This window comes from Marinobacter psychrophilus (assembly GCF_001043175.1).
GTDB classification, from domain to species: domain Bacteria; phylum Pseudomonadota; class Gammaproteobacteria; order Pseudomonadales; family Oleiphilaceae; genus Marinobacter; species Marinobacter psychrophilus.
In genome coordinates, this window is the sequence record NZ_CP011494.1 from 542,390 (window position 1) to 556,501 (window position 14,112).

At 52.0% G+C, this 14,112-nt stretch carries 10 protein-coding genes and 1 tRNA gene; 3 read left to right on the forward strand and 8 right to left on the reverse strand.

The window, feature by feature from the left end; genetic code table 11:
• Window positions 1–295: 295 nt before the first annotated feature.
• The 6 genes from ABA45_RS02370 to ABA45_RS02395 form a co-directional block, all read right to left on the reverse strand.
• Window positions 296–712, reverse strand: a complete 417-nt coding sequence (locus ABA45_RS02370; protein ID WP_048384171.1) for a hypothetical protein — start codon at window positions 710–712, stop codon at window positions 296–298.
• Between the two features lie 107 nt (window positions 713–819).
• Window positions 820–2,109, reverse strand: coding sequence for a GIY-YIG nuclease family protein (locus ABA45_RS02375; RefSeq protein WP_198147041.1), 1,290 nt, complete (start codon window positions 2,107–2,109; stop codon window positions 820–822).
• Entirely contained in the window at window positions 2,055–4,133 is a 2,079-nt protein-coding gene (locus tag ABA45_RS02380; RefSeq protein WP_048384175.1) for a DEAD/DEAH box helicase, read from the reverse strand. Before ABA45_RS02380 ends, ABA45_RS02375 begins: the two co-directional genes overlap by 55 nt.
• Window positions 4,130–6,781 carry a class I SAM-dependent DNA methyltransferase gene (locus tag ABA45_RS02385; RefSeq protein WP_084708263.1) on the reverse strand — a complete coding sequence of 884 codons (2,652 nt, stop codon included), beginning with the start codon at window positions 6,779–6,781 and terminating at the stop codon, window positions 4,130–4,132. The genes ABA45_RS02380 and ABA45_RS02385 overlap by 4 nt, the downstream gene beginning before the upstream one ends.
• A 343-nt stretch (window positions 6,782–7,124) precedes the next feature.
• A complete protein-coding gene (locus ABA45_RS02390) occupies window positions 7,125–8,735 on the reverse strand; it encodes an N-6 DNA methylase (RefSeq protein ID WP_198147043.1) in 1,611 nt (536 codons plus the stop codon).
• 61 nt (window positions 8,736–8,796) lie between these two features.
• Window positions 8,797–9,090, reverse strand: a complete 294-nt coding sequence (locus tag ABA45_RS02395) for a hypothetical protein (protein WP_157035521.1) — start codon at window positions 9,088–9,090, stop codon at window positions 8,797–8,799.
• 388 nt (window positions 9,091–9,478) lie between these two features.
• Here ABA45_RS02395 and ABA45_RS02400 point away from each other — a divergent pair, with 388 nt between their 5' ends.
• Window positions 9,479–10,021 (forward strand): recombinase family protein, encoded by a 543-nt coding sequence (locus tag ABA45_RS02400; RefSeq protein WP_048384182.1) that lies wholly within the window; start codon window positions 9,479–9,481, stop codon window positions 10,019–10,021.
• Between the two features lie 1,989 nt (window positions 10,022–12,010).
• On the opposite strand, the gene ABA45_RS02405 is transcribed toward ABA45_RS02400, so the two are convergent.
• A tRNA-Arg gene (locus tag ABA45_RS02405) sits at window positions 12,011–12,087 on the reverse strand.
• A 134-nt stretch (window positions 12,088–12,221) separates the two neighbouring features.
• Window positions 12,222–12,758, reverse strand: coding sequence for a YaeQ family protein (locus ABA45_RS02410; protein WP_048384185.1), 537 nt, complete (start codon window positions 12,756–12,758; stop codon window positions 12,222–12,224).
• Between the two features lie 103 nt (window positions 12,759–12,861).
• On the opposite strand from ABA45_RS02410, the gene ABA45_RS02415 reads away from it, so the two are divergent.
• Window positions 12,862–13,230, forward strand: a complete 369-nt coding sequence (locus ABA45_RS02415; protein WP_048384187.1) for a CidA/LrgA family protein — start codon at window positions 12,862–12,864, stop codon at window positions 13,228–13,230.
• The gene (locus tag ABA45_RS02420; protein WP_048384188.1) at window positions 13,223–13,954 is read left to right on the forward strand and encodes an LrgB family protein; all 732 of its coding nucleotides are present in this window, start codon (window positions 13,223–13,225) and stop codon (window positions 13,952–13,954) included. The genes ABA45_RS02415 and ABA45_RS02420 overlap by 8 nt, the downstream gene beginning before the upstream one ends.
• Window positions 13,955–14,112 lie beyond the last annotated feature (158 nt).

The window sequence follows — 14,112 nt, forward strand, 5'->3', positions numbered from 1 at the left end:
CAGCGGAATCTTCACAAAGCATAAAAGACGCGCTACTTTCCCATATTGACTCTGGTGAATCACGAGGGCTGGCTCACTTGGTGACGAACATCTTAACGATAGAGTCGGGTTATCGCGAAAATACTCAGGAGGATAGAGTTAAATTTATGAAAATTATCCAGGAAGAACTCCGTCAGCTTGGTATACCCGAAAACATTATATGACGACTGAACTTCGGTTGTACGCTGGCAAGTCTCTAGGGTCTGCGGATCAACCTCTGGCGCCTATTGAGTGTGGTTTTTAGCTGTTTTAATCATTAAAGTTTGTCGCTCGGCAGCGTCACGCTACGAATTCGTGACCCTGCAGGCAGTGTTTTCAAGAACTCCACCGTAACCTCTGATTTTTGTTTACCCGCTTCACGCTCGTTCTGCGTCCCTGACAGTTCAACTGTGTCTCTGGACTCCAAACCTAACTGCATTTGCCTCCCGGCATGCACCGCCGCCATATCGTCATCTTGACGCCTCAGTTGCTCAATGATGCTGCCCATCAGGCTGTATCCTGCGTGAGACTGCACATTCTCCGCCTTGAGATTGTCGGCCTTAATTTGTTCAAGCGGCGTCTTTCTTAGGTACTCGTTCACTTGCTCACGGCTTATGCCTTGGTTCAACATTCGATCGGCAGCCCGGTGAAGGATCAGGTCGTTTGCTGCTTCGATCATTTGTTCCCTGTTCATAGCTCAGTAACTCCCGGTTTCAGATCCTTGAGGGCGGTGATGCTTAATTATAAAGCAGATTGTGCCTTTCACACGGTCGACTAATCCGTTCCAGATTCACCCTGAGGTCAGTACCGCCGGTTTTTGGCCACCAGTCTTCCGCTTACGCCATCTATCCGGTAGTTGCTGATCGTTCCATCGGCAATCCGCTCCACGACCCCCTTTGCTGTCTCCAGATCTACACAGAACCATTCCCTTGGCCGGTACCGGCGCCCTTGGCTATCTGTGAGAGTGACGTTCAGCTTCTGCGAAGACAACATTGCGTGGACCAGCCGCTCCACCGCCCGTGGGCTAGCTCCATAGCAATCGTAAGTGGCTTCCTTTTTCACCGGAGCTTCAAGATAGGTGGATGAGCGCTGAGCGCCGGCAATACGCTTATCAAGCGACTCCTCGGTGTAACCGATTTTGTAGAGATCTTTCATGGCAGCCAGTTCCGGATTGGTGCTCTGCGATGAAAGGATATAGAGCACGCCTTTGCGCCGATCGTGATGCGATAGCCCCTGCATCTTTTCAAATACCCGATTCGGGTCCATCAAAATACGCCGCCCATTCGGGTCTTTGTAAAGCGCCCGGGCGAAAGAGTGCAGGAGTAAATTAGATTCGGTTTCATTATCAAAGACGACTCTGATCCGGGGATTGTGGCGGGCGCGGACAGAACCTTCATTCCTCTCACCAATCTTATCGACCAGGCACATAACGCCATCAAGGATGAAAACATCCCCTTCCTGGATCTGTGCGCCTTGTGCAAATCGTATTGTTTCACTTTGACCCTCACGGATCTCAGATTTAGCGCCGCTGAACAGCCCCCCGAAGCGATCAAAGTCATGGCAGGGCGTGCGCTGGGCTATCTCATCGGGCGTGTTCTTTTTGGTGCCGAAGTGAATGTGGCGTTCCTCAAAAAGCTCATCAGCCTCACTATCCAGCAAGCCGCCGGCATCAGTGAAGATGTCGTCAAGCGAGGTGACATTCTCAGACACCGCATCGAAATCCTCATCCACCGGCACTGCGTCGTCTTTTAACGCGCTGCGGAGCAAGCCGTGCCGATCATCCTGCGTAAGTACCCGTACCTTACTGCGATCCCGGGAAATGGCCGCGAGACGCCTGGCTAGGCGTCGCTCCAACTGACCACCCTCGTTAAATGGAACCCGCCCGTTTTCATCCAAAAAGCCATTAATCTCAGCGAAGCCCTCACGCAGACGATGAACCTGACTCGGGGCCTGGCTGGTGCCCTGGCTATCGAGCAACCCTTGATCGTCATCCCCGAATATTTCGTCCAGGCTGAAAAATTCTCGCGGCGCCATAATCAAACCGCCTGTTGTGAGCGTTGGCGCTTTTGTTTTTTCAACCACAGCAGACATTCTGCGTAACGCTTCTCTATGGGATGGGGAGAGGACTCAGAGGGGTTTCGACCTTGCTCTTTAACGAAGCGTTTGATCTTGGGCCATAAGATTGTCGCTTCCCCTTCGGTCATCTCGACCCGGTTCCCCTGAATCTCATCCTGGATGGTTTTGAGCACCCCGGCGGTGACGGATTTGCTCAGAATTTCGTAGGCACCCTGGAATGGATTGATCTGATCGATCAGATCCATGTTCAGGTCTTCGATGTTCACGAACTTGCCTGCCAACCGCAGAAAACGTTTGTCCTCACCAGTACCCTGTCCACCCGGGCTCTCTTTCCCAGGAATGATCCGGGGGGCGGCCGGCGGCTCATCTTCACCCTCTCGCACGGGTTCTGGCGTAATGAACTCGGCATCCTCAGGTAGGGTTTCTTCAGTAAACAGCCCTCCACTGGCGCTCAGCGCCATTTGTGTCGTGATCCCCATACGGACATTCTCGACTTCCTCAGACGTTAACTGGGGACAGCGCTCTTGAATTACCCGGGTCAGGACGGCCTGGGTCATCACTTCTGGATCATTGGTACCGGTGATCGCAGCGGCCGCTTCAGGCTGCTGGATAAACGCAGCCAAGATGTCGCTGCTGTTATCCAGTGCTTGCTGGACCTGCGGGGAAGGTTTATTTCCGCCTATACCATTTATCTCAATCGAACCGGGACCTTCCACTGCCGGCTCCCCGCCAAGATCCCGAGGGCGGAAATTGAAGTTCGGCGCCATCACCTGCTCCATCAGCAAAGATACAGTGATCGCCTTGAGCATGTTGTTGACCGCGAATTTAACGTCTTCATCCTCGGCATCGGGCTGGGCAATAAGATTGGTGAACTGCGCGTGGTTCTTTCCGGGAGCGTCGCGAGTGGCCCGGCCAATAATCTGCACGACTTCTGTCATGGAGTTTCGGTAACCAATCGTCAATACGTGCTCGCACCATGGCCAGTCAAAACCCTCCTTGGCCATACCCAGAGCAATAATGATGTCGATATCGTCGTATCCCTTGGCCTGCCTTAAATAGGCCATTACCTTGGGACGCTCAACCGTATCATCGACCAGATTGGCCACACGTAGTCGCTTACCGCCATCTACAAGGACGACGAGAATGCCAGTATCTGGCTCAGTCTTCTCGACGGTGCCCAGAGCATCCACAATCTGATCCACTTCCGTGAACTTATCCTTGGTCGATTCCCGGGAATTAACGTTGGGGATGTGAATGATGGTCTTTTTACCCGGGTCCAGAACTTGCTTGATCGCGCTCATGTAGCGGCCGGTGTAGAAGTGATAGCCAATACCCAGTGAGCGCAGATGTTCGTAGCCGTTGAGCTGCTCGTAGTAGGTGTACGTGATACGGCTGAACTTCTCCTCGTCCTCTGGCAGCAGGATCGGTACGGTATCGCCCCGAAAGTAGGAGCCTGTCATGGCGACAACATGGGCACTGGAATGCTTCATCAGCCGGTCCAGAAGATTGCCCAGACGGTTCTCGCGGTCAGCCGAAGCGTGGTGGAATTCATCAATAGCCAGCAGCGTGTCGTCGAACTCGGACGTCGCGAGCTTCTCGAAGGCAAATCGCAGGGTGGCGTGTGTGCATATAAGCACGCGATCCCTGACGTCCGTGGACTCACGGTGCATGAACCGACGGAAAGCGTCGATCTTGCCGTCACTGCCTTCGCTGCCAGGGGTGCACAGATTGTGCTCGGGACGTACTACCCAATCGGCATAAAATCCATGCTCGGACAGCGCCGTGTTATCGAATGAGGCACCGATGGATGTCTCTGGTACCGCCACAATCGCTTTACGGACCCCCTGGTTGATCAGCTTATCCAGCGACAGGAACATCAAGGCCCGGGACTTACCCGACGCCGGCGGCGCTTTGAGTAACAGGTATTGCTGACCACGTGCTTCATAGGCTCTGGCTTGCATCTCGCGCATTCCCAGCTCATTGGTCTTTTTGCTTTTGCCGTTTTGCGCGTACTCCACGCGGATCAGGTCCGTAGTCATACTGCGACTCCTGCTTCCTGTTTGATAAGTTTTTCATACCGCGCCAGCAGGAACTCCTGACGTTCGGCCTGATCGCGAAAAGGGGTGCGGCGGTACAGCCGCTCTAACGCTTCATCCAGATTCCTATGCGCCTCCCGAAGTGCTGGAGGCATCTTGTCGGGGTCATACATCTCGGCCATCGTCCAGTCGAAGGTATCTTCTCGGACGAGCAGAACTTCATCGGCCAGAGCTTCGATTTCAGCGCGTTGTTTAGCGTTGTAATCCGGCCAAGGAAAGGTGTTGTAAACGAGTTTTGCGCTATAACGAAAGTCACTCTTTAGACGACCACCGACTAAGTGTAGCCAATCCATGTGGATGCGGGTTGAGAGCACGCCGAAATCGTACAGTGTTCCACCAGCAACGGTATTAACCAGGTTGGTGGCAATGATATCGCTGCCGAAGAACCCGATAGGCGCATATTCTCTGCGCTCGGAGGTGACGCACGGAACAAGAAGGAAGCTGTCAGGATTATTGAGGTCACGAAATTGATGCGGCCTCAATGCCAGCTGTCTCGCTCCTGCATCTCTGCTGGCTGAGCGAGCTTCTCTAACCCGTTCTACCCTGGATCTTACTGCCGGCATTGAATCTATGTCTGCCTCGGTGGCATCTTTGAGCCACAGACACCACCGCTCTTTGTTCTTTATAAATTCCTCAGCACCTAAAAGCCTCTTTAGCCACTTCCCAGCATTGGGCTCGGCGTGAAGCAGCTTTTCTTTTTCACCTAGCGTAAGCAGAAGATTTCCGCCGTCAACAGGCTTGTTGCCATGCTCCATTCTGGTTGATTTTATGAGAGGCGAGGCACGATCTTTTACGACGATATCAGTCCCCTCTAGCAAATAGGGGCTAATGTTTGAAACTGTCTCTTTATGCCAGTCGCCATCCACTTTCTTGTAGAGACTCTTCGTAGTCGCGTTATTACTAAGCCCAATTATTGCAACATGAACCCCGGCATTATCCCGAGCACTGTTCTTCCATTGAAAGCCTTGATAAGCAAAGTGAATCGAAAGGTCTTTCTCTAGGATAGGCGGCCATAACATTGAGGTCTGCATGCCCTGGCAAATGGAGTTGGTTGCAACCAGACCCATTTCCGCTTGAGTACCCGCTATGTACTGGGCGCCTTTCCAGAACCAACAAGCAACAAAGTCCAGGTATTTGAATGTCCGAAACCCCTTAAATACCTGCGCCATCGACTCATTTTGCTCAGGCGTTCGGGAGTTGGCCCCATTGAAAGGGGGGTTCCCACAAACGTACACCTCCTCATGCGGGCGCCTCGGGCAAATCCGCGTCCAGTCCAGACTCAGGGCATTACCCAGTTCGATATTGCCGCTAGCCTTCAATGGCAGCGTGGGTTCGTAATGCCCGAATTTATCTAGGAACGCCATGTTCATCTGATGCTCCGAAAGCCACAGGGCAAGAAGCGCTATTTCATGGGCAAAATCATCTGTTTCTATGCCGTAAAAATTCTGGATCTGCACTCCAGGCATGACCAGAATGTTCTGCTTTGTGCTGTCATTGAGAGCTTCCAGCACTTGCATCTCCAGCTTCCGCAGCTCTTTGAAAGCGATGATCAAAAAATTGCCACTTCCGCAGGCCGGATCAAATACTTTGATGTCCCGAATCCGCTGTAACAGTTTTTCTAGTTGTTTCGGCTTTCCCTTGGCCTTATCCAGCGCATCCTCTAATTTGTCGAGAAACAGTGGGCGAAGTACCTTCATGATGTTCGACAACGATGTGTAGTGCTGACCCAAGTTTCCCCTCTGTTCCGGGTCAATCACGGACTGAAACATAGAACCGAAAATGTCAGGGTTGATCGTAGACCAGTCCAGTTGCCCTGCATCCAGCAGCATGCGACGGGCTCGGGCGCCCATGACAGGCACCGGTAGGTCATCGCGGAACAGACCACCATTCACATAGGGGAAGGCAGCCAGGTGTGCGGGGAGATCTCGTGGCCGTCGCTCGGTATTCATCGCAAGAAAGATCTGGCGCAATACCTGATGGGCGTCACTGCCGTCCTTGTGGGTGTTGCCCTGCACAGCAGTCGTGAACTGGTTTTCTTCAAAAATGCCGGTGTCCTCGGCAAACAGGCAAAACAGCAGTCGGGTAAGGAAAACATTAAGCTCATGGACCCGGCCCGGGGCGCCCATTTCGTTACTCTGACGAAGTAGGTCGCACAGGCGCCCCATTTTCTCAGCGGCCTTAACGTCGGCGGGCGAGTCGGAGTATTCCACGGCTTTTTCGTAACCTGCCAGCGGCAGGAAGAAGCTGTAGTGCAGAGAAAGATCGCGGAAGGCGCATTCCATCCGGTCACCAACCCCTAAATCGTAAGCCACCAGGTCTTTAAAATCGGTGACGATCACAAAGCGGATCTTGTGCCGGGAAATCACTTCTTCGTCCAGTAAGGCCACGGCCGTCGTGTACGGATCTTCAGTCACCGGGCGGAAATACAGTTTCTGGCGTACCCCAACATCCCCGGGCCGCTCGCCAACATTGCGATCCCCGCCCTGCATCAGGCGAGTTAGTGTGGCGTTCGGCGTTTGGTAGGCACGCAGAAAGTCGAAGATGAACTGATCGGTGTCCGGTTGCGACGATAGGCGCTCCAGATCTTGCATCAATTTTCCATGATTAAGAGCCACGAAACCCTCCCAGGGCCAATATGTTTGTTAGTCAATGTAGAGCAGCGGGTCATACACAAAAAGTGTGGCAACGTCAGTCTTCGTGACCTGAGAGTCAGATGCGGCTCAGCTTTTAAAATCTTTCCTACCGCTTTATCTACTCTGGCTCAACCCAGCATCCAGGGGTTTTCTTGACTACAGATCGCTGATTTTGGATACGTTTCCCATTATTTAGCGCTCCATATTGCCAGTAGCCCCTACTGTGAGACCAAGATCTTCTTTGGTTTTAAATAGGGTGTGTAGTCCTATCCCGGCTCTATGACATCATTCACCGGGAGAGTCATAATTCCTCGTCAGGTGCTGTATTGGTGCTTTTTAAAGTCCAGTGCCGTTTTTCAAAGCCCTGAATATTGTTGCGATGCTCTCTAATTGCATCGTATTCCGACAAAATTTCGGTGTGCGTTGACTCAACAGCGTGCTTGAACTCAGCGTCGGGCAAAGGCACTTGGATATTTGACACGTCAGCAGCCTTTAGCAGCGCCATGACTGCACCCGTAGCCGTTTCTTCGATGTATTCCTGAATCAGCTCTGACGCTAAGTAACGATAAAGATAAGGCGATGAAACCGCCGTACCTTTCGGCCGGATGATCACGAACGCTTGGCTGGCAACCCAATTGTCACCGCAAGCATCATCGACATACGCGACACGCCCAACACTGCCTTTTATAGCAAGCAGTAAATCACCGGGGTACAAACGTTGGCTCTGAGCTCGGCGCAGATTCTTCTTGTCCACATGAACCGTTTTCTCTGGGAGACCCATTCGTCCAGGCTCAGTAATATCTCGTACGGAAGCTTCTAGAAAGACTGTAGCCCCTTCATGATCGTCGGCGTCTTTTAAGCTTTGCGCTCGCACAATTTCGGCAACGCCATCTAAGGACACAGCAGATTCTAGCTGCTTCAGTTGCTGGGCTGCTCGTCCAAGCTTGTACCGGCTAATAGTGAGGTCGTAGTCGTTTTTTTGAAGATCGGACTGAAACGCCGTGGCACTTTGAGGGCTCGTTTTTTTATTCCTAACGATGGTTAGCAGTTTGTCGATATCACTATCGGTTTGAGGCGCCTCCGCATCGATGAACACGATGGGCGTATCCTTTTCCCGGTCTTTATTGATCACCAAAATGACCGACGCCAAATGCGTATTCAGCAAGGTCCCTTTCGGCAAACCGATAACTGCGTCCAGCCAGTTTTCATTGATCAGCTCTTCTCGGATGCCCATGGCCGCTCTTGAAAATAGAATACCCAGCGAGGCACACACAACGCCTCTGACACGGCACTCTCGGGCCGTTCTCAGAACGGCCAGCTCATCCGATTTTAGTTTGGAGCTCTTTGAGAACTCTGAGGCCTGGAAAGGCGGCGTAGAAATAACAAAGCCGGCGGTTCCAGGCGGTGTTTCCGAACCAAAGGCATCGCCTACTGTAAGCGTTGATCCGAGCAGGTCACTCACGACCCACGAGTACGCCGAAACAGTGCGCATAGAAAGGTCGGCTTTTTCTGGGTTTTCCAATGCCACAAGCGCAGTGACACTTCCATCGTGATGAAGCACTGTTTTCTCTTGGCCAGGTGCACAGAGCTCTGCCAATAAGCGCCCCAACTTATACGTTATCACCTGGCCAGAGCGTTCCAGCCCTTCAACCACTGCGACCAACGCTTTTGCTAAACCAATGGCCGAGGCATCTGATAACGCATTCAGATGGCCCTTAATCGCATTGACCGATTTCGCAGAGAGCTTGGGTAAACGACTCTCGCTAAAAAAGCGGCCGTGCTCTCCCAAGCTCTCTGTCATTTGCTCAAACGCATACCCAAGATCTGGTTGCTGTTCGCTCCATTCCAGCCCGCCATGCTCTTTATGGCTGAGCGAAGCCCAGCTCACGAGCACCGCCAATTCGTCTGCCATACGGCTTGGGTCTATACCTTCCTGACGCAGAATGTCAGCAACGCCCTCTAATGCGATGTATTCAGCCGAGTGCATGGTCACCTCCTACACGTAGTTTCTTGCGTGAATAGCTATTCAGTGAGTAAGTGGTGATTTGGTAGTCACCCTGCTCCACGACGGCAAGCCCTCCTTTTGAGTGAACCTCTAGCAGTTGGCGCTTCAAACCCTCGACGGCGCCCAGCAAGGCTTCTACGTTTTTGCGGGTCAGGATAACTTTGTCATCGTGATCAACGCCAAACTGTGACACCAGATCAACCAAGCGTGATTTGATGCCACGCTGACTCATGCGCTTATGGATATGCCTTGTTTTTGCCACGATGACGCTCCTGTGGTGTTCGTCGATTTCAGGTGATAGTTTGGCACAAACTAAAACACTGCGTCAAGGGAGAGGTAATTTTCAAAAAATTTGCAAATTTTTAAATGCAAAAATTTGTAGAGCTACGCTGACGCCCTACGTGGGACTTTTCACGCGTCCTAGTCTAGGACGCTTAAAAAATCCTAGTAAAAAGCATGAAAAGCATTAGTTTTGATTTAGATTATTATTACTAGAAAATATACAGGGCAGTCTTTTAAGTCACAGGAGAGTACACCCCAAGGTTACTTTTCAGTGTTACATGTTAAAGTGTCACTATAGGGTTACTAATTGAGGTTAGTGACAGTATCATCACCATAGCCACCCTAATGTGACAATTGAGCGGAAAACTATGTCTCGTATCGGATATGCGCGTGTTAGCAGTGCCAGCCAGGATCTCGACATTCAAATCGATAAGTTGGCCGCGGCAGGTTGTGAGGTTATTCGGTCTGAAACCGGGTCAGGCGCTTCGCGGGATGGGCGAACAGAGCTGAATACCGTACTGGAGTTTCTACGCAAGGATGATGAGCTTGTTGTACACCGTTTAGACCGTCTTGGTCGCTCTACGCGCGATGTGCTGAACCTGGTCCACGAGTTGGACACCAGAGGTGCTTCGTTACGAGTTCTTGAACCGGATATCACAACCGAGGGCGAAATGGGTCGCATGGTGATCACTGTTCTTGGCATGGTTGCGGACATGGAGCTGAAGTTTATTAAGGACCGGCAACGCGCCGGAATTGAGGTAGCGAAGACTAAAGGCACCTATAAAGGTCGCCAAAAAAATATTGATGACGCCGAGATTCAAAAGCGTGTCGAAAATGGAGAAACCAAGGCCCAGATTGCCAGAGATTTGGGAGTCTCACGAATGACCGTTTATCGGGCTCTCAACAAATAGAGTTTTGTTTGGCTCAATCGCGGCCATCTGCGGTCAAATTTGACCGCCCACAGTAGGTTGGATTTTCGAGTGGATAAGGGGATACCCCAGAGTTGTGGGCGCGCCCACAACTGGAGATAGCATTGTCTGGCCAGGGTGATGGTCAAATTTGACCGCTCCACACCCCACCTGAGACTGCCAATTCGGCCGTTGCAGTCGGCGTGATGAAGCTGTGTCGATTCCATCGACATAGATCATCGTTTCAAAGCTGAGTTGGCGAAAAAAAGGCGGAACAACCACCGTCATGTATAGTTTTCTCAATTTTCTATACATATTCGTGCCGACATATATAGAACATTGGCCTTTATGCATACATAACTTCCAACTAGGGTGACGGTCAAATTTGACCGCCCATTGCAGGCTGGGGTTTCGGGTGAAAAAATAATTAAGTTGGTAACAAATTCGCCCTTAAGATATTTCGTAGATGCGCTTAGTAGCCTTTAGTAATTTATCCTACTAATACATGGTTTTCTTTAACGCCCCAGAGTTGTGGGCGCGACCACAGATTGAGAAAGCAGTGTCTAGCCAGGGTAACGGTCAAATTTGACCGTCCATAGCAGGCTGGATTATCGGGTGGATAAGGGGATACTCCGGAGTTGTGGGCGCGCCCACAGATTGAGAAAGCAGTGTCTAGCCAGGGTAACGGTCAAATTTGACCGCCCATAGCCGACTGGGATTTCGGGTGAATAGGGGGAACCCCAGAGTTGTGGGCGCGCCCACAGATGGAGAAGCCATTGTCTGGTCAGGGTAACGGTCAAATTTGACCGCCCATAGCAGGCTGGGATTTCGGGTGAATAGGGGAGCCCCAGAGTTGTGGCCGCGGCCACAGATTGAATAAGCAGTGAGTAGCCAGGGTAACGGTCAAATTTGACCGTCGACAGCCGGCTAGAATTTTGGGTACATAGGGGAACCCCCGGAGTTGTGGTCGCGGCCACAGATTGAGAGGGCAGTGTGTAGCCAGAATGACGGTCAAATTTGACCGCCCATTGCAGGCTGCGTTTTGGGCGAGCAGTGAGTAGCCGGAGTAACGGTCAAATTTGACCGTCGATAGCAGGCTGGGATTTTGGCTGGACAGGGGAATACCCCGGAGTTGTGGACGCGTCCACAGATGAAGATCCCGTTGCTTAGTCAGGGTGACGGTCAAATTTGACCGCCCATTGCAGGACCGGATTTCAGGTGAGCAGGGGAAACCCAAGAGTTGTGGTCGCGACCACAGATTGAGAAAGCATTGTCTGGCCAGGGTGACGGTCAAATTTGACCGCGCCATGCCCCGCTTCCAACTGCCGATTCTCCATCCACCGCATTCTGTGCGCGCACACAAATTGCTTTCGCCCTGCCAGCTACCACTTTTTGCCTCCCAATCCCTGCGCTCTTCGGTCAAATTTGACCGCTACTGGCGACACCTACCCTTCACTGTCAGTTTTTACAGGCACAAGCTTTCTTAAAGTAACTTTTTCGTCGCTACAGGTAGTCTGCCGACGGCCAAGCTGCCCTACCGTTTTCTAGTCGTAGATTTTTAGACGCAATTGTTTATCAAAAAACCACAAGAAAAGTTAGTTTTTGAGAGTGCAAAATCAGCGCACAAAAAACGACCGTTTGTTGGGTAAAGGGGGCAATCGCTGCTAAAGCGATTTGGCCTCTATTGAAACGATAGTGATGTTATCACTTCGTTTCCAATTTCGGGCTGAACTCCGTGTTGTTGGTTTTTTTACGGTGAAGTGGTGGCAATGCCTCTTTAGCTTAGTTTTGGTTTTTAGCCTATCGGTAGAGATTTCGACTGGTTAGGCTGGCGTTTACTGTGCCCGGTAGGGGGAGTTTCCGAATTCAGGGCAGGGTTCGTAACTTCAGGGGTAAGAAAAAGCAGTTTAAAATTTTGGGCACACCACGGGCACCGTTTGGGCACAGCCAATAAAAAAGGCCCCACGCTTTCACGTAAGACCTTGAAAAATATGGTGCGCCCGACAGGATTCGAACCTGTGACCACTGCCTTCGGAGGGCAGTACTCTATCCAGCTGAGCTACGGGCGCTTACGAGCTTAACGGCTGCGCGCTAATTTCGAGTGCGTAATCTTACGTTTGCAGCGGGCGACTGTCCAGCCTTTGCCGGGCAGCGGCGCTTAATTTGCGGGTTTGGTCCTGAATAAGAGGCCAACTTAGCTCCGCTAGGCGAACCGCTCGGGCGTTAGGGCTACAAGCCCGTGCTCATTACTGAAGGTCACTTCGCCGTCCTGAGTGGTCACCTGAAGGCTCATGGCACGCTGTGCCAGGCCTGCCAGTTGTTCGGTGGCTTCCGGGTCCAGATTCACACAAGTCAGGTTGTTAAAACGTGCCAGTTTTGCTTTATTTTTGTCCCACCATATGGGCACGCCGCGGCCGCCGTAGGTGTATAGAATCACCTGTTTTGAGCGGTTGCAGGCTTTGCGCAGGCGGCTTTCATCTGGCAGGCCCAGTTCAATCCAAAGTTCAATTTCGTTGCTCAGGCTTTTTTGCCACAGTTCTGGCTCGTCGTCTGTGCTCAGGCCTTTTGTGAACTCCAGTTGGTCACTGGCGTTTAGTGCAAACGCCAGCAGCCGTACCATCATGCGTTCGTCGTTTTCTGAAGGGTGGCGCGCCAGGGTCAACTGGTGGTCGGCATAGTAATGGCGATCCATATCGGCAATATTCAGCGTGGCTTTAAAAATGGTAGCTTTGAGCGCCATGAGATTCCTGTGGTAATCGCGGGGCGGTTTGCGCCCTTTCGGTGCGTGGGTGACAATGCGCGCGACGAGTGTAATTCATTTAAGGAATAGCTGGGCGCCGCCTATGTCGATATTACGGGGTTTTCTGATTCTGGTGCTGTTTTTCCTGCTAGGCGAAGCACTGCGGCTGGTTTTTTTAGTGCCGATTAGCGGCGGTATTCTGGGGCTGATGATGCTCACGCTGTATTTTATGGCGACCGGTGGCGTGGGAAATGCTGTGGCCAGTGCCAGCCAGGCTCTGATCTCGGTGCTTATTTTGCTGATTATGCCCGGCCTAACAGAGATATTTTTCATCTCCGGCAAGTTCACCGGTCAGTGGCTGGCGGTGAGTGTGTCTTTGCTGGTGGGCACTTTTTTGAGTGTGGTCACCACCTTGGTTCTATTAAACGTGCTGGCGCGCAAACTGCCCTCTAGATCAAACACTCATGAATAGCCCGTTGACGATTTGGGAGCGTTTACTAACGCTGTCTCACGTGCTGGCAGACACGCCGATGCTCGCCATCGCGATGACTATACTGGCGTTTTTTGCAGCGAACAGTGTGTACATCGCTATTGGCCGCCCGGTGTGGCTGCCACCGGTTGTGCCCGCAGCCACTATTCTGGCCGGCATGATTGCGCTGCTAGGCTTAGATCCAGACAGTTATCGCGACGGTGCGAACTGGCTAATGCTGCTGCTGGGCCCGGCTACAGTGGCGCTGGGCGTGCCGCTGTATCAAAACATTCATCATATTCGTGCCATGTTCTGGCCTATCGTTCTCACCTTGCCTATAGCCGCCTCACTGGCGGTGCTGTACACGCTCGTCATTGCCTGGGCGCTGGGTGCGTCGCCAACGGTTATGGCGTCGCTAGCACCAAAATCGGTTACAGCAGCCATCGCGCTGGGTATTGGTGACATCATTGGCAGCTCGGTCCCGATGTTGATGGCGGCTCTATTGATTACGGGCGTATTTACCACCTTTTGCGTCGAGGTCGCCACCCGCCTGTTGAAAATTACGGATGAGCGGGTGATCGGTTTTGCACTCGGCTTGAATGGCCACGCCATTGGCACCGTGCGGGCGTTTGAAATCAGCAGTACCGCAGGTGCTTTTTCTTCATTGGGCATGAGCCTGACCGGGCTGTTTACCGCGCTGCTGCTGCCGGTTCTTTTCAACTGGTGACAGGCTTTTTACGCTAACCCATGGGTCCATTCAAACGCCTGTATGCATCTCGCGTATAGGGGTATGTCGCAATTTCAATTGCCGTTTTGCTGTGTGTTGACTAGGTTACTAAAAGGTATCTGGTGCCTTTGGGTGCCGATTCGTCCGTAAAATTCTTA

What these genes read in the sequence shown, in the direction of transcription:
- ABA45_RS02370 (WP_048384171.1), bottom strand. Translation starts at nt 712, where the DNA reads ATGAACAGGGAACAAATGATCGAAGCAGCAAACGACCTGATCCTTCAC.
- ABA45_RS02375 (WP_198147041.1), bottom strand. Translation starts at nt 2,109, where the DNA reads ATGTCTGCTGTGGTTGAAAAAACAAAAGCGCCAACGCTCACAACAGGC.
- ABA45_RS02380 (WP_048384175.1), bottom strand. Translation starts at nt 4,133, where the DNA reads ATGACTACGGACCTGATCCGCGTGGAGTACGCGCAAAACGGCAAAAGC.
- ABA45_RS02385 (WP_084708263.1), bottom strand. Translation starts at nt 6,781, where the DNA reads ATGCAAGATCTGGAGCGCCTATCGTCGCAACCGGACACCGATCAGTTC.
- ABA45_RS02390 (WP_198147043.1), bottom strand. Translation starts at nt 8,735, where the DNA reads ATGGCAGACGAATTGGCGGTGCTCGTGAGCTGGGCTTCGCTCAGCCAT.
- ABA45_RS02400 (WP_048384182.1), top strand. Translation starts at nt 9,479, where the DNA reads ATGTCTCGTATCGGATATGCGCGTGTTAGCAGTGCCAGCCAGGATCTC.
- ABA45_RS02410 (WP_048384185.1), bottom strand. Translation starts at nt 12,758, where the DNA reads ATGGCGCTCAAAGCTACCATTTTTAAAGCCACGCTGAATATTGCCGAT.
- ABA45_RS02415 (WP_048384187.1), top strand. Translation starts at nt 12,862, where the DNA reads ATGTCGATATTACGGGGTTTTCTGATTCTGGTGCTGTTTTTCCTGCTA.
- ABA45_RS02420 (WP_048384188.1), top strand. Translation starts at nt 13,223, where the DNA reads ATGAATAGCCCGTTGACGATTTGGGAGCGTTTACTAACGCTGTCTCAC.